The 23,744-nt window shown below is 69.0% G+C and carries 16 protein-coding genes; 10 read left to right on the top strand and 6 right to left on the bottom strand.

Features of this window, described 5'->3' with window-relative positions; translation table 11 throughout:
- The first annotated feature begins 243 nt into the window (after positions 1–243).
- Both ACF1BN_RS03390 and ACF1BN_RS03385 read left to right on the top strand, forming a co-directional pair.
- Entirely contained in the window at positions 244–783 is a 540-nt protein-coding gene (locus tag ACF1BN_RS03390) for a hypothetical protein (RefSeq protein WP_392329879.1), read from the top strand.
- A 414-nt stretch (positions 784–1,197) separates the two neighbouring features.
- Complete coding sequence (locus ACF1BN_RS03385; protein ID WP_389167944.1) at positions 1,198–1,881, top strand: hypothetical protein; 684 nt, start codon at positions 1,198–1,200, stop codon at positions 1,879–1,881.
- A gap of 157 nt (positions 1,882–2,038) precedes the next feature.
- Here ACF1BN_RS03385 and ACF1BN_RS03380 read toward each other — a convergent pair whose 3' ends face one another.
- The 3 genes from ACF1BN_RS03380 to ACF1BN_RS03370 all read right to left on the bottom strand — a co-directional run bounded on the left by ACF1BN_RS03380 (position 2,039) and on the right by ACF1BN_RS03370 (position 4,005).
- Positions 2,039–2,416, bottom strand: coding sequence for a hypothetical protein (locus tag ACF1BN_RS03380; protein ID WP_392329878.1), 378 nt, complete (start codon positions 2,414–2,416; stop codon positions 2,039–2,041).
- A gap of 321 nt (positions 2,417–2,737) precedes the next feature.
- Complete coding sequence (locus ACF1BN_RS03375) at positions 2,738–3,379, bottom strand: hypothetical protein (RefSeq protein WP_392329877.1); 642 nt, start codon at positions 3,377–3,379, stop codon at positions 2,738–2,740.
- A complete protein-coding gene (locus ACF1BN_RS03370) occupies positions 3,376–4,005 on the bottom strand; it encodes a DUF6907 domain-containing protein (RefSeq protein WP_392329876.1) in 630 nt (209 codons plus the stop codon). Before ACF1BN_RS03370 ends, ACF1BN_RS03375 begins: the two co-directional genes overlap by 4 nt.
- A gap of 710 nt (positions 4,006–4,715) precedes the next feature.
- Between ACF1BN_RS03370 and ACF1BN_RS03365 the strand changes: the two genes are divergently transcribed.
- From ACF1BN_RS03365 to ACF1BN_RS03355, 3 genes are read left to right on the top strand one after another with little or no spacing between them, the layout of a single operon-like run.
- A complete protein-coding gene (locus ACF1BN_RS03365) occupies positions 4,716–5,402 on the top strand; it encodes a response regulator (RefSeq protein ID WP_392329875.1) in 687 nt (228 codons plus the stop codon).
- A gap of 44 nt (positions 5,403–5,446) precedes the next feature.
- On the top strand, positions 5,447–5,845 hold the full coding sequence (locus tag ACF1BN_RS03360; RefSeq protein ID WP_376605653.1) for an OB-fold nucleic acid binding domain-containing protein: 399 nt from the start codon (positions 5,447–5,449) through the stop codon (positions 5,843–5,845).
- 3 nt (positions 5,846–5,848) lie between these two features.
- Positions 5,849–6,604, top strand: coding sequence for a DUF3159 domain-containing protein (locus ACF1BN_RS03355; RefSeq protein WP_392329874.1), 756 nt, complete (start codon positions 5,849–5,851; stop codon positions 6,602–6,604).
- A gap of 129 nt (positions 6,605–6,733) precedes the next feature.
- On the opposite strand, the gene ACF1BN_RS03350 is transcribed toward ACF1BN_RS03355, so the two are convergent.
- Together ACF1BN_RS03350 and ACF1BN_RS03345 are read right to left on the bottom strand one after the other, a co-directional pair.
- Positions 6,734–7,408: a potassium channel family protein gene (locus ACF1BN_RS03350; protein ID WP_392329873.1), complete on the bottom strand. Its 675-nt coding sequence runs from the start codon at positions 7,406–7,408 to the stop codon at positions 6,734–6,736.
- Positions 7,408–8,076: a TrkA family potassium uptake protein gene (locus ACF1BN_RS03345; protein ID WP_189852669.1), complete on the bottom strand. Its 669-nt coding sequence runs from the start codon at positions 8,074–8,076 to the stop codon at positions 7,408–7,410. The genes ACF1BN_RS03350 and ACF1BN_RS03345 overlap by 1 nt, the downstream gene beginning before the upstream one ends.
- Before the next feature lie 235 nt (positions 8,077–8,311).
- On the opposite strand from ACF1BN_RS03345, the gene ACF1BN_RS03340 reads away from it, so the two are divergent.
- On the top strand, positions 8,312–10,363 hold the full coding sequence (locus ACF1BN_RS03340) for an APC family permease (protein WP_392329872.1): 2,052 nt from the start codon (positions 8,312–8,314) through the stop codon (positions 10,361–10,363).
- A 141-nt stretch (positions 10,364–10,504) separates the two neighbouring features.
- Positions 10,505–11,833 (top strand): class I SAM-dependent RNA methyltransferase, encoded by a 1,329-nt coding sequence (locus ACF1BN_RS03335; RefSeq protein ID WP_392329871.1) that lies wholly within the window; start codon positions 10,505–10,507, stop codon positions 11,831–11,833.
- A gap of 255 nt (positions 11,834–12,088) precedes the next feature.
- On the opposite strand, the gene ACF1BN_RS03330 is transcribed toward ACF1BN_RS03335, so the two are convergent.
- On the bottom strand, positions 12,089–13,537 hold the full coding sequence (locus ACF1BN_RS03330) for a hypothetical protein (protein ID WP_392329870.1): 1,449 nt from the start codon (positions 13,535–13,537) through the stop codon (positions 12,089–12,091).
- A gap of 358 nt (positions 13,538–13,895) precedes the next feature.
- On the opposite strand from ACF1BN_RS03330, the gene ACF1BN_RS03325 reads away from it, so the two are divergent.
- From ACF1BN_RS03325 to ACF1BN_RS03315, 3 genes are all read left to right on the top strand, one after another.
- Positions 13,896–15,023, top strand: coding sequence for a serine/threonine-protein kinase (locus tag ACF1BN_RS03325; protein WP_392329869.1), 1,128 nt, complete (start codon positions 13,896–13,898; stop codon positions 15,021–15,023).
- Between the two features lie 120 nt (positions 15,024–15,143).
- Positions 15,144–18,143, top strand: a complete 3,000-nt coding sequence (locus ACF1BN_RS03320; RefSeq protein ID WP_392329983.1) for an SNF2-related protein — start codon at positions 15,144–15,146, stop codon at positions 18,141–18,143.
- A gap of 1 nt (position 18,144) precedes the next feature.
- On the top strand, positions 18,145–23,706 hold the full coding sequence (locus ACF1BN_RS03315; protein ID WP_392329868.1) for a class I SAM-dependent DNA methyltransferase: 5,562 nt from the start codon (positions 18,145–18,147) through the stop codon (positions 23,704–23,706).
- Positions 23,707–23,744 lie beyond the last annotated feature (38 nt).

Genomic DNA, 23,744 nt, shown 5'->3' with positions numbered 1-23,744 from the left:
CGTCCTCCACGCTCCCCGGCGCTGTCGCCATCCAAGAGACGGTGAACGCGATCCACCCCTCAATCCGCACCAGGACATCGCGCCGGCACCTACCGCACATCTTTCCCACTCGAAACTGCCTCCTGCTGAGGCATCGCAGCGACGATGACATGCGCAGAAGCACCTGCGAAGCGCCGTCAAGGGGCGCAGGCAGCCAGCACCGCCCCGGAACGCCAGGACCGACCAGAATGAAGGAGCTCATACATGTACGACTGCGCGGAATGCGGTCAGCCCCGGCACGGCGGGCTGTTCTTCGGCGCCTGTATCGGAGACGCACAATGGTGTTGCCTACGCTGCCAGAGCCCCAGTCACAGGAACCTGATCACCGACCTGGACAACCGGGCACGGGACATCCTCAGGCGCGACACCGACGGGGTGCACTGGCCCTACGGGCCGAACATCTACGTGCAGATGCGCGCTGACCTACTGGACTGGGCTGACCAGCACAAGCTCCGCAGCGGTGACACACGCTGCTCCTCCGGACTTCACTGGCTGGACAAAGGCCGCTGCGCCAAACGGGACTGTCACAGCAAACCGGACTTCTACGACCACACGACGATGTGGCTTTCGCGGAACACCGGCCGGCCAGCTCTGGTCTTCACCCAGCCCTACCGCTCCGTCGACCCTGCCGAGATCGACCCGGCCATCAGCGACCACCCCTCTCTCACAGCGGAGATCAGCCCGGAGAGCTGGTACGGCGGAGGCACCACCGGCGTCTACATCTGGAACGACAACAACCGCTGAGTGGCCTCCTGTGTCCGTCTCTCGTCTCAGCAGACCCGTAGGAGACGGACTGCCACCTGCGCCGGTACTTCCACCACGCGAGATGCGTCCCACGATCGACAAACCCGCCCAATCGAAGGACTTGGTGCGCCCCTACGTCTTAATATCGAAACCAGAGAGGAAAAATATCCATTGAGATGAAGGCAAAGGATGCTGTTGAAGACACTGAGAGAGGCCATGAAGCCTCCCTTGACCAGACGTGCGCCAGCGCCGCTATGAGGTAGGCGCCCATCAAGCCGTCACTGTCGACGGCTACGCCTACCTGCGGACTGGTCCAGGCCGTGCAAAGTCGCGGTCCGGACCACGCGACAGCAGGGCGCCGAACGCGCGGGACGTACGGACCCCGCTGTCAGACGCTGTCGGTAGCGTCAACGCATGGACCACCTCAGAGCCCTCAGCACCGACGGCTGGACAGTCATCGTCGCCGTCGTCGCCGCCCTCATCGCCGTATGGCAGGCGTCTATCGCCCGTGGCACCGCCAAGAGGCAACTGAAGCTCTCTGAACGCATTCACCGGGAACAGAACGAACCGTACGTCATCGTGGACATCCAGCCGGATCCCCTGCACGGGGCCCTGCTGCTCGTCATCGAGAACACCGGCCCCACTGTCGCGCGTGATGTCCGCATCTCCTGCGACCCGCCCCTGGAGTCCGGATGGGCCCCCAGACAGGGAGAACCAGACCTGACCCAGGTCATGCAGGAGGTTCTCGGCCGGCGCATCCCCATCCTGCCGCCGCATCGCCGGCTCACCTTCCTCTTCGACAACAACGATCGATTCCAGAACGACCTCCTGCCCCGCGTCTACACCTTCACGGTCGACGCGAACGGCCCGGAAGGCAAAGTCGAGACGGCGCAGTACATCGTCGACCTGGATGCAGTGAAGTGGATCCTCATCGAGGCCCGGCCCACCAAGCACCTCGAAGACAAGCTGGTCAAGATCGAAAAGGCGATCCGCGGACCAGGTCACACGGCCCGGCGAAGTCCCCTTCCCGGAGGATCCCCGCTTCCAGACGGAGTCCCGGTACAGGTCCAGCAGCCGACGCCCGCCAGCCAAGAGTGATCCGATCTCAGGCTCGGGCCGTCAGCCCCCGTACCCCATGGCATCGACAGACCAGCCGATACAGAGATGGCGCCGCACGACCAGGACGCCACTGCAGAGAAGCAGGGCAACCGCACAGGCAGCAGACACCGCGAGGGGCCGCGGCCGCTGCGCCTTATCAGGCAGCCAGAAGTCTGCCGGGCCGGCCGAAGACGTCCTCGAACGGCATGGACTGGCCGGCGGGGACGAGGAGGTAGGGCGTGCCGGAGCCGGCAGTGGTCCGTGGGCCTTCCTGCCCGTAGCTGAGGGCGTCATAGGGGGTGAGGAGGTCGAGGTTGTCGAAGATGTAGTACAGGGGGAGCTGGGTCCAGGCGACGAGCTGAAGGTGGGCGGTGATGGCAGCCCGTTCGATCACGTGCCGCCGGCTGGCCCGGCTGGTCATCCGGCTCTTGCAGTCGATCAGCACGACCTGCCGTCCCTGTGCGGCGATGAGGTCGGGCATCCAGCGCAGCGAGCTGCTGGTGTGGTGCAGGGCGAGCCGTACGGGCTCGCCCATGACTCCTTGCCCCCAGGGGCTGACGTGCCATCCGCGGCGGTTGAGTTCCTGGGCGACGCGTTGTTCGTGAGCGTCACCGATAGCCTTCCTTGTCTGAAAGCTCGGCATACGGGGGAGTGTGGCGCACCCCGGCCTGGATGAAACAACGACCGCTCCCAGGCCCCGTATGGTTCGGCCACACCCCTCCCACGTACGCGGACGTCCGTCCTTGTCCGTGAGTGTCCGACCACGTCCGCCGGTGTCCGACCAGGTCCGGCTGTCACCGGCTGGAACTTGGCCGGATCACCACCCCGCTGCAATCCGCCGGCACGAGCCCCGGGGTCAGGCCCCCCCCGGCGGCGCTGGCGCCCCGACCGTAGCCGTGACAGCCGTCCTGTCCTCCAGGCCGTCCAGGCGCGCTGCCAGGACATCGGCGTCATCTGCCATCCGGCGCAGCCGCCTGGCGAACGCCCGAGTCTGATCAGCGTCCAGATCCGCCGAGAATCCCGGGCAGAAGAACGAGACGACAGGCCCGCACGACGGGCTGTCCCCCCAAAACAGCTGCGCCGTCACGACTCCGGCGCCATCACCCGGTGCCCGGGCACAGTGCTCCTGGCCGAAGAATCGAGCCCCCCAGTTCGCATCCCGCATCGGGTCCGAGCCGGCCTGCATGTCTGCCAGCCGCGCAGCCAGGGGCGCCAGCCCCTGGAGGAACGCGTGCACCTGTTCCTGAAGCCCAGCGATCTCACCGGGGCTCGTCAGTTCCAGGCACGAGCCGGCGATGTCCGCCCAGACCTCCCACGCCCGCGGGTACTTCTCCTCAGGATCCAGCTCCACCAGCTCGGCACCCGCCTGCACCCCGCCACGCTCATCGAGCGTCACCGCGAACCCGAACGCACGATGTGGAGCTCCCGGGAACTTCACGTGATCAACCACGCAGGCACCCTCCAGCCCCACACAGCCGTCGCCTACCTCACTGCTCACGCCCCCGCTCCCTTGTACACGCGCCGGGCCTCGGCAAGCCGCCCGCACAGACCGTCCAGTACGTCCAGGTGCGCCCGCAAGGTCTGAATCACGTTCGCGCGCTCGCCGGGGCCGAGGCACTCCATCCACTCGTCCATGAATACCTCCAGACTCACGTAGGGCACTCGGCGTGAGGCCTGACTGGAATGCGGTTCAACGCGGATTGAGCCCGACAGCACCCGCGAGTCGGCGGTTCCCTCCTTGGCATCCCAGACGGGAAGCTCAAGGGCCGCACCTGCACCGATGTCGTGGGAGATGTCCTCGAGCATGGTCCCCTCCCGCATGGCGCTGGTGTGGTCGCTCACGCACCCTTGCGGGCACCAGGTGAGGAAGGGCTCCTTGGAGTGCCGATCTCGCCGCAGCACGACGAGGGGCCGCTCCGCGGGGACACCAAGCTCCCGGGCGAAGAGAGCGGACACGATCCGCTCACGTTCGGCCGTGGCCAGCCCCGACGGAAGCGAAATCACCCACTGGCTGTCCCCGATGTGCAGCACCCGGCTCACCGCGCCGTCACCCAGGGCCGCTTCACGTGCCAGGTGGACGCCAGACCGAAGAGAGCACACCCACCAACCGGCGAGCAGGTACAAGTCTCAAGACGTCCGGCAGCACCACGAGTCCGCCAGGACGAGAAGAAGAGAAGCGACAGGGACTCTCCCGAGCAGCAAAGCAACCCTGCCTCATCAAGCGTGAGCCCACCACACCCCGCCACGCACAGAGCCGGCCTCAACACCATCCATTAGACGGAAGCCAGACACCACCACGTTTGAAACAACCAGGCCCACCCCACCACCCAAGCAACCCACCACTCCCCGCCAGGGGAGGAGGTGGCAGCCAATCAAATCACTGCCCAAAAAACCCACATGACATCAAGGCGCCGGCAGGCGCCCCCACAAGCCACCCCTTCCCGCCAGGGAAGGGCAACACCCAACCCCCTCATGCCGCCAGGCATGACACCCCATCAACCCTCCGGCCGCCAGGCCGGAGCTGACAACCACCCCACGTTGGGCCGCCAGGCCCAACCCCCCCCCCCCCCCGTGCCCCCCCCCGCGGGGGGGGGGCCCCCCCGGCCGCCGCCGGGGGGGGGGGGGGGGGGGGCCCCCCCCCCCCCGCCGCCGACCTGCCGGCCCACGTGGTGAGCTGAACCCCCGCCCCGCGCCCGTGCCGCCCCCGCCGTACCGCCGCCCACCGCTTGCCCTGCCGCCCCCGCCGTACCGCCGCCTCCGCCGTACCGCCGCCCGCCGCTCGCCCCGCCAGCTCCCCGCATCCGCTCCCGTACAGCAGAAGGAAGGCCCCCGACATGACCCGGGTCCTCGTGGTCGACGACGAGCCGCAGATCGTCCGCGCCCTGGTGATCAACCTCAAGGCGCGGAAGTACGAGGTCGACTCCGCCCCCGACGGCGCCACCGCCCTCAAGCTGGCCGCCGAACGCCATCCCGACGTCGTCGTCCTCGACCTCGGCCTGCCCGACATCGACGGCGTCGACGTCATCAAGGGACTGCGCGGCTGGACCCGGGTCCCGATCATCGTCCTCTCCGCGCGGCACACCTCCGACGAGAAGGTCGAGGCGCTCGACGCCGGCGCCGACGACTACGTCACCAAGCCCTTCGGCATGGACGAGCTCCTCGCCCGGCTGCGCGCCGCCGTCCGCCGTGCCGAGCCCGTCGGCGGCGCCGAGGACGGCGTCGTCGTGGTCGAGACCGAGGACTTCACCGTCGACCTGGCCGCCAAGAAGGTCCACCGCGACGGCAGGGACGTCCGCCTCACCCCCACCGAGTGGCACCTCCTGGAGGTCCTGGTGCGCAACGGCGGCCGCCTGGTGAGCCAGAAGCAGCTCCTCCAGGAGGTCTGGGGCCCCTCGTACGGCACCGAGACCAACTACCTCCGGGTCTACATGGCGCAGCTGCGCCGCAAGCTGGAGACCGACCCCTCGCACCCGCGCCACTTCGTCACCGAACCCGGCATGGGGTACCGCTTCGAACGTTGAACCGGGGATCTTCCGGCCGGAGCGGTGACCGGTACGCTTTCGGTATGAGTGCTGCACCCCGTACCGACAAGCCGGCGGGCCGGTTCCGCCGGATGCTCGACCGGCTCTCCTCCTCGCCGGAGGACCTGGAGTCGGAGGAGCTCCAGGAGGACTCGGCGGCCTCGGGCTGCACGCGGATCTGCGACTGTTCCGACCGCCAGATAGTCAAGGTGACTGGTACCTTGCGCACGGTCACCCTGCGCCCCCGGGCCGGTGTCCCCGCCCTGGAGGCCGAGCTCTTCGACGGCACCGCGCCGCTCGACGTGGTCTGGCTGGGACGGCGCTCCATCGTGGGCATCGAACCCGGCCGCAAGCTGATCGCCTCCGGCCGGATCTCCATGAGCCACGGCCGGCGGGTCCTCTTCAACCCCAAATACGAGCTCCGACCGCTCGGACAGGAGTAGCCGGTGACGTCCGTCGACAAGCCGACCACCGCACCGCCGACCCCGGACCAGGACGCCCGGACCGACAAGGCGGTGACCGAGGCCGCGCTCTTCGAGGCGTTCGGCGGCATCCGGGGCATGGTCGAGACCGTCCTGCCCGGACTGCTCTTCGTCACGATCTACACGATCAACAAGAACCTGCAGCTCTCGGCCATCGCCGCGCTCGCCGTCTCCCTCGTGCTCGTCGCCGTCCGGCTGCTGCGCCGCGACACCGTCAAGCACGCCTTCAGCGGCGTCTTTGGCGTCGGCTTCGGCGTCGTCTTCGCGATGATGACCGGCAACGCCAAGGACTTCTACCTCCCCGGCATGATCTACACGCTCGGCCTCGGCCTCGCGTACATCATCACCACGCTCGCCGGCGTCCCGCTGATCGGCCTCATCCTCGGCCCGGTCTTCAAGGAGAACCTCTCCTGGCGGACCCGGAACCCGGGACGGAAGAAGGCGTACGCGAAGGCCAGCTGGGCCTGGGGCCTGATCCTGCTCGCCAAGTGCGCGATCCTCTTCCCGCTCTACTGGTGGGCCGACACCACCCAGCTCGGCTGGGTCCTCGTTGCGCTGAAGATCCCCCCCTTCCTGCTCGCCGTCTACCTGACCTGGGTCTTCCTCGCCAAGGCGCCGCCGCCGATCGACGTCTTCGCCGAGATGGAGGCGGAGGAGAAGGCCGAGAAGGAGCGCGAGGCAGCTGCCCGCGCCGCCGGCGGACAGGACGCCTCCTCCTAGAGGAGCGCCGGCCCACGGCGAAGGGCCCGGGACCTGTGAGGTCCCGCGGCAAACTGCAAACGGCGAACGGCAGACCGAGAAGGGCCCGGGACCTCAAAGGTCCCGGGCCCTTCCGCGTACCGTACGGCTCTACTCCGCCGGCTCCCGGCGGACCTGGAGCAGATCCTCCAGCTGCTCCTCGCGGGCCTGCGCCGCCACGAACAGCAGCTCGTCGCCGGCCTCCAGGGTCTCCTCCGGGCTCGGCGTCAGCACCCGCGAACCGCGGATGATCGTCACCAGGGAGGTGTCCTGCGGCCAGTCGACCTCGCCCACCTGCGTACCGGCCACCGCCGACTCCGGCGGCAGCGTCAGCTCCACCAGGTTGGCGTCGCCGTGGCTGAAGCGGAGCAGCCGGACCAGATCGCCGACGCTCACCGCCTCCTCCACCAGGGCCGACATCAGACGCGGCGTCGAGACGGCGACGTCCACGCCCCACGCCTCGTTGAACAGCCACTCGTTCTTCGGGTTGTTCACCCGGGCGACCACCCGCGGCACGCCGTACTCGGTCTTCGCCAGCAGCGAGACGACCAGGTTCACCTTGTCGTCACCGGTGGCCGCGATGACCACGTTGCAGCGCTGCAGCGCCGCCTCGTCCAGCGAGGTGATCTCACAGGCGTCGGCCAGCAGCCACTCCGCCTGCGGCACCCGCTCCACCGAGATGGCCGTCGGCGCCTTGTCGACCAGCAGGACCTCGTGGCCGTTCTCCAGGAGCTCGCCCGCGATGGAACGGCCCACCGCACCCGCGCCCGCGATCGCGACACGCATCAGTGACCGCCCTCCTCAGGACCCTCGGCGAAGGCCGCCTCGACCTTCGCGATCTCGTCCGTCCGCATCATCACGTGCACCAGATCCCCCTCCTGGAGCACCGTCTGCGAGGACGGGATGACCGCCTCGCCCAGCCGGGTGAGGAAGGCGACCCGCACGCCGGTCTCGTCCTGGAGCCGGCTGATCTTGTGTCCGATCCACGCCGGGGAGGTGTGCACCTCGGCGAGCTGGACGCCACCGCTCGGATCGCTCCACAGCGGCTCCGCGCCCGAGGGCAGCAGCCGGCGCAGCATCTGGTCGGCGGTCCAGCGGACCGTCGCCACGGTCGGGATGCCCAGACGCTGGTAGACCTCGGCGCGCCGGGGGTCGTAGATCCGTGCCGCCACGTTTTCGATGCCGAACATCTCGCGGGCCACCCGGGCGGCGATGATGTTCGAGTTGTCGCCGCTGCTCACCGCGGCGAAGGCACCGGCCTCCTCGATCCCCGCCTCACGGAGCGTGTCCTGGTCGAAGCCCACACCGGTGACACGCCGACCACCGAAACCGGAGCCCAGACGGCGGAAAGCCGTCGGGTCCTGGTCGACGACGGCGACCGTGTGCCCCTGCTGCTCCAGGGTCTGCGCGAGAGCGGCTCCCACTCGCCCGCAGCCCATGATGACGATGTGCACGTCCCCGCTACCCCGCACTCCTGATCGCCTTGCTGACCTGCGAAAACACCCTGCTCACAACTTTCCTCGCCCGATCGGCCCGGGCCGTGGCGGACAACACCCTGCCGGGTTGTCCGGTCCGAGCTTAAGCGGCAACGCTGGCGGGGACCGCATCCGAGGTGATACCCAGGGAGATTCGGTGCCTATCGGGGGTGCCGGTGCGCGTGGCTCTTTTCGAACGCTTACGATCCTCTGCGTGTCCAAACTGACCGACGTGCCCAAACGGATCCTGATCGGGCGGGCCCTGCGCAGCGACAAGCTGGGGGAGACCCTCCTCCCCAAGCGGGTCGCCCTCCCCGTCTTCGCCTCCGACCCGCTCTCCTCGGTGGCGTACGCACCGGGCGAGGTCCTCCTCGTCCTCTCCGTCGCCGGTCTGTCGGCCTACCACTTCAGCCCGTGGATCGCGCTGGCCGTCGTCGTCCTGATGTTCACCGTCGTCGCCTCGTACCGGCAGAACGTGCACGCGTACCCCAGCGGCGGCGGCGACTACGAGGTCGCGACGACCAACCTCGGGCCGAGGGCCGGACTCACCGTCGCGAGCGCCCTGCTCGTCGACTACGTCCTCACCGTCGCCGTGTCGATCTCCTCCGGCATCGAGAACCTCGGCTCCGCGATCCCCTTCGTCGTCGAGCACAAGGTCGCCTGCGCCGTCGCCGTGATCATCCTCCTCACCGTGATGAACCTCCGCGGCGTCAAGGAGTCCGGCAGCCTCTTCGCCATCCCGACGTACGTCTTCGTCTTCGGCGTCTTCTGCATGATCGCCTGGGGCGCCTGGCGCGGCCTCGTCCTCGACGACACCATGAAGGCCCCCACGGCCGACTTCGAGATCAAGCCCGAACACCCGGGACTCGCCGGCTTCGCCCTGATCTTCCTGCTGCTGCGCGCCTTCTCCTCCGGCTGCGCCGCCCTCACCGGCGTCGAGGCCATCTCCAACGGCGTCCCCGCCTTCCGCAAGCCGAAGTCGAGGAACGCCGCCACCACCCTCGCGCTCATGGGCGGCCTCGCCGTCACCATGTTCTGCGGCATCATCTTCCTCGCCGAGGCCACCGACGTCCGGATGGCCGAGAAGCCCGCCCAGGACCTGCTGCTCAACGGCGTCCCCGTCGGCGAGGGCTACGTCCAGGACCCGGTCATCTCCCAGGTCGCGGCCGCCGTCTTCGGCGACGGGACCTTCTTCTTCATCCTTCTCGCCGCCGCCACCGCGCTCGTCCTCTTCCTGGCCGCCAACACGGCGTACAACGGCTTCCCGCTCCTCGGCTCGATCCTCGCCCAGGACCGCTACCTGCCGCGCCAGCTGCACACCCGCGGAGACCGCCTCGCCTTCTCCAACGGCATCGTGCTCCTCGCCGGCGCCGCCGCCCTGCTCGTCGTGGTCTACGGCGCGGACTCCACCCGCCTCATCCAGCTGTACATCGTCGGAGTCTTCGTCTCCTTCACGCTCAGCCAGATCGGCATGGTCCGGCACTGGAACCGGCACCTGAAGACCCAGAAGGACCCCGCCAAGCGCCGCCACATGATCCGCTCCCGCGCGATCAACGCCTTCGGCGCCTTCTTCACCGGCCTCGTCCTCGTCGTCGTCCTCGCCACCAAGTTCACCCACGGCGCCTGGGTCGCGCTCCTAGGCATGGTGATCTTCTACGTGACGATGACCGCGATCCGCCGCCACTACGACTCCGTCGCCGAGGAGATCGCCGCCGCCGAGCAGCGCCCCGACGAGTACGTGCGCCCCTCCCGCGTCCGCTCGATCGTCCTCGTCTCCAAGCTCCACAAGCCCACCCTCCGGGCCCTCGCCTACGCGAAGCTCCTCCACGCCAGCGAGCTGGAGGCGCTCACCGTCAACGTCGACCCGGCGGAGACCAAGGCGCTCAAGGAGGAGTGGGAGCGGCGCGGCATCAACGTGCCGCTGAAGATCCTCGACTCGCCGTACCGCGAGATCACCCGCCCGGTCATCGAGTACGTGAAGAACCTCCGCAAGGAGAGCCCCCGCGACGCCGTCTCGGTCTACATCCCCGAGTACGTCGTCGGCCACTGGTACGAGCACCTGCTCCACAACCAGTCCGCGCTCCGCCTCAAGGGCCGGCTCCTCTTCACCCCCGGCGTCATGGTGACCTCCGTCCCGTACCAGCTCCAGTCCTCCGAGGCCGCGAAGAAGCGGGCACGGAAGCGCCAGGACTGGAACGCGCCGGGCTCGGTGCGCCGCGGCCCGGTCGAGAAGGCCAAGAAGGAACCGTCCGCGAAGAGCGACTGAAGGAACCGCTCGCGAAGAGCGACTGAAGGAACCGCCCGCGAAGAGCGACGGGCGGAGAGTGTCCGGCGAAGTGCAACTAGACTGGTGGGCTGCTGTGCGAACAGCGGCCCATCTCTCTTCTTCGCTACGGAGCCCCCGATCATGCAGAACACCCCTGTGACGTCACTGATCGGGGAGGAGTACGAGGTCGAGGTCGGCCCGGTGGCCCACGGCGGCCACTGCATCGCGCGTACGGAGGAGGGCCGGGTCCTCTTCGTCCGCCACGCCCTGCCGGGCGAGCGCGTCACGGCCCGCGTCACCGAGGGTGACGAGACCAGCCGCTTCCTGCGCGCGGACGCCGTCGCGATCCTGGACGCCTCCAAGGACCGCGTCGAGGCCCCGTGCCCCTTCGCCGGCCCCGGCAAATGCGGCGGCTGCGACTGGCAGCACGCCAAGCCCGGCGCCCAGCGCCGCCTCAAGGGCGAGGTCGTCGCCGAGCAGCTGAAGCGGCTCGCCGGTCTCACCCCCGAGGAGGCCGGCTGGGACGGCACCGTCGTCCCCGCGGAGGGCGACAAGCTCCCCGCGGGCGAGGTCCCGCAGTGGCGCACCCGCGTCCAGTACGCCGTCGACACCGAGGGCCGCGCCGGACTGCGCAAGCACCGCTCGCACGACGTCGAGGTCGTCGACCACTGCATGATCGCGGCCCAGGGCGTCTCCGAGCTCGGCATCGAGGCCCGTACGTGGGAGGGCATGGCGACCGTCGAGGCGATCGCCGCCTCCGGCTCGAACGACCGCCAGGTCATCCTGACCCCCCGCCCCGGCGCCCGCCTCCCGCTCGTCGAGCTCGACAAGCCGGTCTCCGTGATGCGCGTCGACGAGAAGGACGGCGGCGTCCACCGCGTCCACGGCCGCGCCTTCGTCCGCGAGCGCGCCGACGAGCGCACCCACCGCGTCGGCAGCGGCGGCTTCTGGCAGGTCCACCCGAAGGCCGCCGACACCCTGATGAAGGCCGTCATGCAGGGCCTCCTCCCGCGCAAGGGCGACACCGCCCTCGACCTCTACTGCGGCGTCGGCCTCTTCGCGGGCGCACTCGCGGACCGGGTCGGCGAACAGGGTGCCGTCCTCGGCATCGAGTCCGGCAAGCGCGCCGTCGAGGACGCCCGCCACAACCTCGCCGACTTCCCCCGCGTCCGCGTCGAGCAGGGCAAGGTCGAGTCCGTCCTCCCGCGCACCGGCATCACCGAGGTCGACCTCATCGTCCTCGACCCCCCGCGCGCCGGCGCCGGCAAGCAGACCGTCCACCACCTCGCCGGCCTCGGCGCCCGCCGCATCGCCTACGTCGCCTGCGACCCGGCCGCCCTCGCCCGCGACATCTCCTACTTCGCGGATCGCGGCTACCGGGTACGGACGCTGCGGGCGTTCGATCTGTTCCCGATGACCCACCACGTGGAGTGCGTGGCGATCCTTGAGCCCGTTGGGAAGGGCCTCTGACCTGCAGGTTAGGCCAGTGTGCGTTATGGGCGATATCTTGACGCTGATTCGACGCTCGTGACGCACGTTTTACGCACGCCGTCGGTGAATCCTGACGTGCCGTCAGTAATGGATTGGAGCCTCCCGCGGCAGTTTGTGATCTTGCCGAGGGAGGCGCCTTTCTTGGTGTTGGGGAGGCGAGTCGGTCCGTGTTGGAACAAGATTCCGGCCGACCTCGCCGAACACACTCCGTGACAACGTCAGGGCGTCTCGGTTCTAGAAGCCGGGCCCGTAGGGGTTCCATCCGTGCAGGAACGGCTGGAGATCATCGGGGCGGGGTTCGGGAATATCCGGAAGGCGGAGCGCCCCGTTGAGTGGGTTGAGCCGCCGCACGTGGCCCGACGCCCACGCGATCCATGCCTCGGCTCCGTCCCTCTCCGTGCCAGCCGGCAGGTTCTTTGTGTGGAGGCGGAGGGCATCGATGTACTCGGCCAGGTCCGCTGAGCGACGCCATGCCTTTTCTTGCGCTTCGAGTCGCTGGACACGGACTGCCTCGGCGTAGTCGCTCTTTGCCTGTTCCATTGCGGCTTCCCACCGGTGCCGCTTCTCTCGTGTGGCCTCCAGGTCGACCAGCCGTTTCCGTTCGGCAGCTTCGCCGCGGAGTCCCACTTCCTGCACGATCTCGGGGAGCTGGCGCTCAAGAGGGCGTGCGGCTGTGTCGGCCCACTCGTCGGCCCTGTGTCGTGACCCGCCGCTGATGCAGATCCTCAGGCGTTCAGTAGGGGAGTAGTCGTACCGAGGGATCCGGACCCAGGAGTGCTTCTCAGCTTCCGAGAGCTCCTTCTTCGTGGGAATGTGGTCGGCCCGGTCCTGTTCCTGCAGGATGAGGAAATCGCATCGCTGGCCCTGGGCTGTGATGGTGAAGTGGAGAGAGCCGCCGCGCCGGCGATGAGGGGCGGGTGCACTCTCGGCCGTACCGAACGCGCTGGCATACCCCAGCTTCTGCGTTGCGGTGAGCAGCGCGTGGATGAGGCGGAAGGCTCTGCCTTGCACGGCTTTGGTCAGTGCGATGGGCTGGGGGTGCGCCTGCAGAGCTCTGACCACGGGGTGCGGCGTGGGGAGCCGTGCCGGTACGGGAACGGGTGACAGCACGGCCAACCGCCAGGCTGGGGTGTCGACAAGCCGGATTTCGTATCCGTCGCGGCACCAGCCTGCGTGCAATTCCTTGGTTGCAGGGATCTTTCCCGACCGCCGTGCTGCGGCAACACGGATCGGCCATTTCTCGGTCTCCCGACCGTTGGCTTCGCGTTTCACGATTCGGCCACCGGCTTCGGCGAGCTCCTCCAGGAGCTGCTCGGTGACGGTTTTGGCCTTCTTCCGCGGGACGGGGCTGGTTCCCGACGATGGCACAGGCGCGGCTGCCTGGACGCTGGACTTCTTGCCCTCGGCTACATCAGGTGACTGGGTTCCAGCCCGTGGCGCGGACACGGTGTCTCCACTGCGAGGCTGATCGAGGGGAGGGGATCTGTGGTCCAGGTATTGCTGGCCGGCCTTGGTGAGGGCGACGGACCATTGCCCCTGGCGCCTGGAGACTTTGACCAGTCCCCGGCTTTGAAGGGCTTGGCAGCTGAGTTTGTGCGCGGTCCCCTCCCACACGCCATCAGGGCAGCCTTGACCAACCCATTGCAGCACCAGTTGCTGCCGTTCGTTTAGCTCTCGCTTCACCTGAACTCCCCACCGTGCGGGCGTTCCTGCCCTTGCCGTACTCCGGCAGCCATGTACGGGGGTCGGCGAAGGCCTCTTCCCGGTAGCCCTGGTTCTCGTTGTGGATCCCTGTCCACATTTTGTGGCAAGCGTGGCCGTCGACCATGACGACCGTCGCGCCTGTGGGCGCCTCCGGGGAAGCCGGTACAGCAAGATAGGGGACCTGCATAGACTGCCTCCCGGTCCAAATTGGTCCACCGCGTGGAATCGTGGGGTGCGGACCGCAAGGGGGAGGCGTGACACCGTGGAACCACTGAGGGATGACGACCCGAAGGAGATCGGGGGTTTCGCCCTCGTATGCCGGATCGGCTCCGGCGGCATGGGACAGGTGTTTCTGGGCGAGTCCGCGGCCGGCCACCAGGCCGCGGTGAAGGTCATCAAGCCCTCCGTGCTCGACGAGGACACCCGGGCGCGCTTCCTGTCCGAGGTGGAGAGCCTGCGCACCGTCTACGGGCCTTTCGTCGCAGCCTTCGTCGGCGCCGACGCGACAGCCGAGCAGCCGTGGCTCGCAGTCGAGTACGTCCCCGGACCCGATCTGCGCACCCTGGTCGCCGGTCAGGGGCCCCTGCCGCTCGCCGAGACCGCCAGCCTCGGAGCGCTGCTGGCCGAGGGCCTCGGCACCGTCCACGAGGCAGGGCTGCTCCACCGCGACCTGAAGCCGCAGAACATCCTGCTCTCCCCCTACGGCCCCAAGGTGATCGACTTCGGACTCGCCGTGCTCGCGGAACGCCGCACCGCCCTGACGGCCACCGGCTTCGTCGTCGGCAGCGTGCTCTGCATGCCTCCGGAGCAGGCCCGGGGCGAGCAACAGCTGGACCGGTCCGCCGACGTGTACGCGCTGGGCGCGGTGCTGCTCTTCGCTGCGACCGGGCACTACCCGTACGAGGGACCGACGTGGCAGGCCGTCGCCCTGAAGATCGAGGACCCGGCGACCCCTCCCGATCTGACGGGCGCCCCACCGGAACTCGTGCCGCTGATTACGGACATGCTGGCACTGGATCCGGATGCCAGGCCGGTACTGCCCGAAGTCACCGAGCGGCTGGTGCGCGTCATCCGTGAACAGGGTCTGACCGCCCTCCAGGCCAAGCGCCGCCTCGCAGACCTGACGCCCGAGATCAGCGTGCCCCAGCTTCCTGCGCCGGCTCCCGAACCTCCGGCGGGAGCCGACGCACCCGCCTACACACCCGCCGTCATCGACCAGGCGGCGGTCGAGGACGACGAGCAGGCGGGTCCGGCTGGTCTCACAGGGGCCAGGCAGCACACCTCGGAAGGAGAGCCCGACGCAGATGATCCGGACAACGGCACCTCCACCCCAGTAGAGTCCTCGCCCGCGCCGGAGGAAGCCCATCCGCGCCCGCGAGGCAGGACGACCGCTGTCCGGCCCTCCGCGCCCTTGAGGATCGCCGAGCAGATTCGTGCCGGCTACGCCCGCGAGGCTCGCTTCTGAGCAGGCGCGGCCCCGTGCCCGATCTCGTACGTCCCGTTTCCTGCCCGTGACACACTTGCGGATGGCGAGAGCGACGACACACGCAAGACGAAGGGGCCGTGAGTGACCGACCAGGGGGCGATGCAGGAGGGGACCCGGTTCCCGCCGGGCGCGCAGATCCTCGTACGGGACGAGGAGTGGCTGGTCCGCAACACCACCACGACCGATCACGACGGGGAGAGGATCGAGGCGGTCGGCATCTCCGAGTTCGTGCGGGACGAGGAGGCCGTCTTCTTCAGCGGCATCGACACGGTGGAGCTCCTGGACCCGGAGAAGACCGTCCCCGTACCGGACACCTCCTCGTACTTCCGGCGCAGCCGCCTGTTCCTCGAAGCCGTCCTGCGCAAGACGCCGCTGCCCCAGTCGGAGCGGGGCCTCGCCCTCGCGGACCGCTTCCTCCTGGACCCGCTCGTCTACCAGCAGCGCCCGGCCGAGCTCGCCCTTTCCATGCGCAACCTCCGCCCTCGGGTCCTCATCGCCGATGTCGTCGGTCTCGGCAAGACCCTGGAGATCGGCCTGACCCTTGCCGAGCTCATCCGGCGAGGCCGCGGCGAGCGCATCCTGGTCGTGACCCCACAGAGCATCCTGGAGCAGTTCCAGCACGAGCTGTGGACGCGCTTCTCGATCCCGCTCGTACGGCTCGACTCGCTCGGCATCCAGCGTGTGCAGCGCGAGCTTCCGGCCGGGCGGAACCCGTTCACGCACTACAAGCGCGTGATCATCTCTGTAGACACCCTCAAGAACATCGGCCAGTACCGGCACCACCTGGAGCGGATCCGCTGGGACGCCGTCGTCATCGACGAGTCCCACAACCTGATCAACCCCGGCAGCCAGCGCCGCGCCCTCGCCGAGATCCTCGCGCCGCGCACGGACGCGCTGCTGCTCGCCAGCGCCACGCCGCACAACGGCGACAAGCGGTCCTTCGCCGACCTCATCTCCCTGCTCGACCCGGCTGCCATCGCCGACCGCGACCACTACGACCCGGCGGTGGATCTCGGCCACCTCTTCATCCGGCGCACCAAGATCAGCCCAGAGGTCCGGGACGAGATGGGCACCGAATGGCCGGACCGGGGTCCCACTGTCTCCCTTCACTGTTCGGCCACCGAGGCGGAGGAGCGGGTCTTCGCCGAACTGGCCGAGCACTGGATTCCCGCCCCGTCGACGAGCACGGAGTTCGGCACCGCGGGTCAGGACCCCGTCTCGGTCGCCGTCGAGCCGGTATTCGCCTACAACCTGCTCAAGACGTTCCTGTCCTCGCACGTCGCCCTGGGCGAGACGGTCGCGAACCGCATCGCCTCCCTGACGGACCGGGTCCGCAAGGCAGAGGAGAAGGGGCTGCGGCCCGACCCCGCCATCGCCACCGAGCAGGCCGCCCTCGCCCGGCTCCGGGAGATCGTGTCCGGCATGGGCGACGGCACCGCGCCCGGCGACTCCGCCAAGCTGGACGCCCTCGTCGCCCAGCTCAAGGAGATCGGTGTCGGCCCCCGGTCCACCACGCGGGCCGTGGTCTTCTCCGAACGCGTCCGCACCCTGACCTGGCTGGCCGAGGTCGTGCCCGCCCGCTTGGGCTTCCCGGTCGGGGCGGACGGCACGTCGAAGGCCGTGGCCGTGATGCACGGCGGCCTCAGTGACGAGGAGCAGGGCAAGGTCATCGAGGCGTTCGGCCTCGCCGACACCCCTGTTCGGCTGCTGTTCACCGGAGACGTGGCCTCCGAGGGCGTCAACCTGCACCGCCAGTGCCACCACCTCGTCCACTACGACATCCCGTGGTCCCTGATCCGCATCGAGCAGCGCAACGGCCGTATCGACCGGTACGGGCAGAAGCACGAGCCCCGGTTCCACGCGCTGATCATCAACTCGGCCGTCCCGGGCGCCAAGGACGACCGCACGGTCGCCGAGAAGCTGCTCCTGCGGGAGGAGGAGGCACACAAGCTGGACGGCACGGCCGAGGCCGTCTCCGGTCTCTACCGGGCCGAGGAGGAAGAGCGCCGGCTCATCAGGGAACTGGTCAGGGGCGGCACGGTCGAGGAGTTCCTGGACTCCGCCCCCGCCGACGACACGGCACTCGCCGACCTGTTCGGCCAGGTGGACACGATCACCGAGCAGGAGCTGCCCGCGCGCGCCGAGCTGATCTCGCTGTTCGACGGCGACACCGCCGACTTCGTCGCCACCGCCCTCGACGAGGTGTACGAGGAGCACGCCGAGGACCAGATCGGCCTGTCCTCCGGCACCGACGCCCAGGGCGGGGCCTACTTCTCCCTCTCCCCGGCCCTGGCGCCCGACCTGCTCCACCGCCTCAAGGCGCTGCCCCCGTCCTACCTCAAGGAACAGCGTGTCGCCGAACGGATGCTGGTCACCTTCGACCGGGCTCTCGCGCAGCGCAAGCTCACCGAGGCCAGGGACAGCAGCACCACGATGTGGCCGGACGTCTCTTTCCTGACCGACATCCATCCGGTGGTGGAGTGGCTGACGGACAAGGTCCTGGTCGAGTTCGGCCGGCAGGAGGCCCCGGTCATCACCACGCCGCACGTCGACGGCCCGGTCTTCCTCGTCCAGGGCATCCACTCCAACGCCCTCGGCCGCCCGACCGTGGTCCGCTGGATGGCCGTGACCGGGATCCGGCCCGACGGCACCGGGACGCCCGAGGTGCGCCCCATGGCCGACGCGCTGCGCGACGCGAAGGTCGGCCCGAGGCTCGCCCGGACCGGAGACCCGCAGGACCTGGACCGGCTCCAGAGGCTCGTCCCGGCCGCCGTCGCCGCCGCCCGGCAGCACCTGGACGCGGGCAGGGCCGCGTGGGAGGAGCAGATCAGCGGGCCACTCGCCGCCTACCGCGAGCATGTGGCCCGATGGCGTGCCGACTCCCTGCTGCCCGGCGCCACCGGCCGTCCCGAGCGCGACGTCGAGCGAACCGCCGACGAACTGGCCCGGCTCCTCGACCAACTCCACACCACCGGACGCCCGTTGCTGCGGGTCCTCGCCGTCCTGGACCGCCCCGGCACCCCGGACGCCTCAGGATCCCGGGAGCCGGCCCCCGCATCCGGCGCCGCCCACCCGTCCGACGCCCAGGCGGAGAACTGACGTGACGTACGACTCGCTGATCAACCACGGCGACTACCTCTCGCCGCACTATCTCGCCGAAGTCCTCCCCAAGGACCTCAAGGCGAAGGACGGTCTCCTCACCCGCTGGGCGGCCTTCGAGGAGACCGAACGCCGCCGCCACGCCGACGCCGTCGCCGACGCCGCCCGCCAGGGCCTCGGCCCCGACTCCGTCCCGCCGCGCGTCCGCACTCCCCGCGAGGGACTGCGTGCCCTGTACGGCCCCTACTTCGCGGGCCGCGCTGCGCTCGCCGAGGACGCGGCGGTGCTCGCGGGCCCCGACGCCCTCGAACCCGAGGGATGGCGGAAGCGCTGCACCGAAAGCCACCTCGACACGCTGCGCGCTCTCGGCTACGCCGACGCCCACGAGCAGACGGTGACGGTCCACCGCGCCGACCGCGAGTACGCCGTCCGGGTCCTCCACGCCGAACCCGGCCTGTACGCGGTCGCCTGCGGCTGGACCACGGAACCCGACGCCGCCCTCGACCCGGACGGCGCCGGCCGCCTGCTCCACCCGATGGAGACCGAAACCTCGGCGCCGGACCTCTTGGACGCGAAGGCCCTCACCGATTTCCTCTTCACCTGCGACGCACCGCCGCGCCACGTCCTGCTCCTCGTCGGCGGCGTCATCGTCCTCGCCGACCGTCTCGCCTGGCCCGAGGGCCGCTATCTGTCCGCCGACCTCGACGCGGCCCTGCACCGCCGCGACGACCGCCACGGCGGCGAACTCGACATCCTGGCCGCGCTGTTCGGCGCCGACGCGCTCCGGGTCCCCGCCGAGGGCGGCACCGCCCCGCTCGTCGCCTTCCTCGACCGGTCCTCCAAGCACGCCGTCGGCGTCTCGACCGAACTCCGCGAGGGCCTGCGCCTGAGCGTCGAGTGGATCGCCAACGAGGTCCTGGACCGTCTGCGTGAACCGGAGAACGGCATCACCCCGGCCGATCTGGACGACCCGGCCCGCCTCGCCAAGGAACTCAGCCGCGAGTCGCTGCGCTACCTGTACCGCATCCTGTTCCTCCTGTACGCGGAGGCCAGCCCCACCCTCGGCATCCTGCCCTCCGACTACCCCGAGTACGAGCAGGGCTACGGCCTCCAGCGCCTCGGCGACCTCGTCCTGCGCGACCTCGTCGGCGAGCGCTCCCGGAAGGGCTTCCACCTGTACGAGTCCCTCGACCTGCTCTTCGAGAAGGTCGAGAAGGGGCACCGCCGTTACGGCACCGAGCCCGAGGACCTCGTGGCGGAGGCGGCGGCCCGGGAGGCGACGGACGCCGAGAACGAGGCGGCGAGGCTGCTCGCCGACGGCGAGATCACCCAGGCCGAGTACACCGAACGGGTCCGCGAGGCCGACCGCGCCCGCCGCGCCGCCGCCCGCAGCACGAGCGCCGGCCTGCGCTTCGAGGCCCTGCACTCCGAGCTGTTCACCAAGGACGCCGTCCGGCTCATCTCGGACGACCAGATCGAGAACCCGGCGTACGAGGGCGGAAAGGGCGAGAAGCGTCGCCCCTTCCTGGACACCCGGCTGCGCAACGAGACCCTGCACAAGGTGCTGCGCCGCCTGATGCTCACCAAGGGCAAGGGGCGCGAGCGCGGCGGCTTCATCTCGTACGCCCAGCTCGGCATCAACCAGCTCGGCGCGGTGTACGAGGGCCTGATGTCCTACACCGGTTTCATCGCCGATGAGGAGCTGTACGAGGTCGCCAAGGGCGGCGACCCGTCGGGCGGCAGCTGGATGGTCCCCGAATCCCGTGTCCGCACCGGGGACTACGACGACGCCCTCTTCGTGAAGCGGACGAACGAGGAGACGGGCCGCCTGGAGCGGGTGCCCCACCCCAAGGGCTCGTTCGTCTACCGCCTGGCGGGCCGCGACCGCCAGACCTCCGCCTCCTACTACACCCCCAAGTCCCTCACCGAGGTCACCGTCGAACTCGCCCTCAGGTACCGCCTCGACCAGGACGGCACCACCACTCCGGCGAGGGAGCTCCTGGAGTGGAAGATCTGCGAACCCGCCCTCGGCTCGGGCGCGTTCCTCAACGAGGCCATCGACCAGGTGGCCGCCGAGTACCTGCGGCGCCGCGAACGCGAGCTGGGCCGCCGGATCGACCCCGAACTGCGGCAGGTCGAGCTCCAGAAGGCTAAGGCGTACATCGCCCTGCACAACGCCTACGGGGTGGACCTCAACGCCACGGCGGTGGAACTCGCCGAGGTCTCCCTCTGGCTCAACTCCATGCACCCCGGCATGCGGGCCCCCTGGTTCGGCCTTCACCTGCGGCGCGGCAACTCGCTGATCGGCGCGGGCCGCAAGGTCTACGCGGCGGACGTTCTGCCGGGCGGGGGATGGCTGGCCAAGAAGAACACCCTCCCGCCGAAGGACCTGCCCTTCCGGGACGGGCCCCTGCCCGAGGGCGCGGTGCACCAGTTCCTGCTGCCCGCGATCGGCTGGGGCGCGGTCGCCGGCGAGCCGGAGGCGAAGAAGCTCGCCGAGGACGAAGCCAAGGCGCTGGGCCAGTGGCGCAAGGGCGTCCAGAAGGCCCCGAAGGGACCGAAGCCGTTCCAGGAGCGCGGCGACGAGACCGCCGAGGCACGGCAGAAGCGCTATGACCGCTGGCGCAAGGCGGCCGACAAGACCGAACTGGGCCGCCTCCAGGGCGTGGCCCGGCGCGCCGAGTTCCTGTGGTCGCTGGTCGCGACCCGCCTCGAACTCTCCGAACGGGCGGTGTCCCGCCGCGTCGACGTGTGGGGTGCGGACTGGCTGGAGCAGTCCACGGAGGCGGAGGACAAGCAGAAGGTCCTCGACGACCTGACCCGGCACGGCACGCCGTACTGGCGGCTGAAGACGGTCATGGACGCCTGGTGCGCCCTGTGGTTCTGGCCGCTGGACAAGACCGGCGAACTCGACGGTACGGACCCGGTATACGGCACGGGCGGCGCGCTCGTCGACGAGTCGTCGGTGCCGGGAATGCTGCGCGGCGGGCCGCTGGAGTCCGTCGCCCCGGTCACGTCGGCGGCGCCCGTGGAGCCGCCGTCCGGCCCGGCGCCGGGGGACCAGCTGTGGCGGACGGCCGGCCTGTTCGACGACCCGGACGGGGAGCAGGAGGAGCTGGGCGAGGGCCTGAGCGCCGACGCCTCCCAGCGGAGCGTCCCGGCCGGCGCCCGCAAGGCGGTCAGCCGCGAGCCTGAGCGGACGACGGTTCCGCTCCAGAACCTCGGCGACTGGCTGGACTTCCTGGAGGGCCTGCTGGGCAAGGCCGACATGCCCGAGCAGTCACTGCTCTCAGGCATCGAGAACCTCAGCCCCGACGAGGCGCTGGAACTCCTCGCCGACGTGGAGGACCGCCTGGAGGGCTTCCTCGGCATGCGCCCGGCGACGCAACTCCCATTCCGCTACCCGTGGCTGAACACGGTTGAGGACATCGCGGGGACGACGGAGAAGGACATAAAGGCGGAGGACGGCCACGGCTTTTTCCACTGGGAACTGCACTTCGCGCATGTGTTCCGGGGGCCGGGGGGCGGGTTCGATCTGCAGGTGGGGAATCCACCGTGGGTGCGGCCGGACTGGGACGAGGCCATGGTGCTGGCCGAGTTCGACCCAAGGTTCAAATTGAGCGATAAGCTGTCGGCGGAGCAGTGGCGGGAGCGTAAGGCCGCGGTATTGGCGGAAGCGTCTAGCCATATGTCGTACTTCATGGAACTGTCGGCGACAGTTGGCGTGGCGACGTTCTTGAGTGAGTCGGCTACTTACCCGCTGATTGCGGGGACGCGGCCGGACCTTTATCGAGCGTTCATGTGTCGGGTGTGGGGCCATCTAGGAAGGGCGGGGTCGGCGGGTCTCATTCATCCGGATACCCACTTCGGCGGTGTCAAAGAGGGACGGCTCCGTGAATCGGCATATCGGCATCTGCGCCTGCATGCCGGGTTCATCAACGTAGGTAACTGGGCTTTCGAGGCCAGCCGGAATGCAGAGTTCGGCGTGCACATCTACAGCACCCCTCAAGATTCTATCCAATTTAGCAATCTCAGTCGCCTTTACGGGGTGGAGCCGCTCGTGGCGTCCCTCGACCATGATGGGTCCGGCGAAGTTCCAGGGATGCGGCATGCCGGGGAATGGGATCTCCGTCCTCATCGCGCACGCGTAGTCGAGGTGGACGAAGAAGTACTCTCGGAATGGAGGCGGCTGACCGGCCAGCTGGATGTTTCGCCTCAGCAATCAGTCCTGCTCTACCCTGCTACCACGGAGGAGCAGGGGGCCATCACCGCCCTGTCGGGCGTCAGTGAGCGCCTGGGTTCCTACGAGCCAAGAATCACCATCGGCATGTTCGAGAACCTGGCGACGAAGAAGCTCGGGCTCTACCGCTGGAATACGAGCACACCCGAAGACATCTCTGAAGTGATCCTCCAGGGGCCGCACTTCGGAATTGCGACCCCCTTCAGTAAGCAGCCAAAGGTTCCATGCAGGACTAACCAGGATTGGGTGAAGTGGGACCTGACTGCGGTGCCTGTGAATGCGGTGCCGCGCACGAATTACGTTCGGGATTGCGAATTGGGTCGTTACAAGGGTGTCCAGGACCGCTGGTTGGACTATGCGAGAGTGAATAGCGACTGGCAGCCCACTGCGGAGGAGTGGGATAGTCGGGGTGACCTGCTCTCCGGGGTTGAGCTGCAACTTGCCGATGATGAGCAGCGGGAACTGATGCGGCAACGAGTGTGGCTATCTCGACCGTATACAGCGTTCTATCGACTGGCTTGGCGGGCCATGATTCCTTTCAATACGGAACGGAGTTTGTTCGCTGCTCTCGTTCCTCCGGGGCCGGCCCACCTGCACACGGTGCAATCCATGGCGCTGAAAGATAACACTGCCACGGCTTTGAATGCTGGCTTTTGGGCATCCTTGCCGTTCGATTATCTGCTACGTATTACCGGCCGTTCACACTTGCAGGTCGCCGAAGCGCACAAGATGCCCTACGCCGACCCTGCCCACCCCCTCGCTGGCCCGCTTCTCCTCCGCACCCTGCGCCTCAACTGCCTTACCAACGCCTACGCGCCGCTCTGGGCAGAGCTGTACGACATGACCTGGCCGGGTTACGAGGACTGGGCCGTGAGGTGGCCCGGCCTTTCGCCACTCGCCAGCGGAATCCAAAAGACCTGGGAGTGCGGCACCCCGCTCCGTACCGAGTATGAGCGCCGTGCCGCCCTCGTGGAGATCGACGCCCTGGTGGCGGTATGGCTCGGCATGAGCGCCGACGAGCTCATCGCCATTCACAAGGCGCGGTACGCGATCCTCGCGGACCGCGAGTCGAACATGTGGTTCGACGTCAAGGGGCGGCAGTTGGCACAGGACTCGTACGCGCACGGGCACGGCCAGACCAAGGAGCACTATGAGCACTTCCTCGCCTACCTGAAGAAGGAGCGGCCCGAGCCCCCCGAGGGCTACACCGCGCCCTTCTACAAGGCGAACCGTGAGGAGGAGATGTGTGCGGCGCATGTGTACTTCTCGGCGCGGCTCCACGAGGCCATCGACAAGGGGAAGTGGACGCCTCCCACAGCATGAACGACAGCGCCCCGCGCCGGATCCGACCGGCGCGGGGC

The sequence above is a fragment of the Streptomyces sp. NPDC014861 genome (assembly GCF_043081625.1).
Lineage (GTDB): Bacteria > Actinomycetota > Actinomycetes > Streptomycetales > Streptomycetaceae > Streptomyces.
This window is presented reverse-complemented; position numbering and strand designations above follow the sequence as displayed.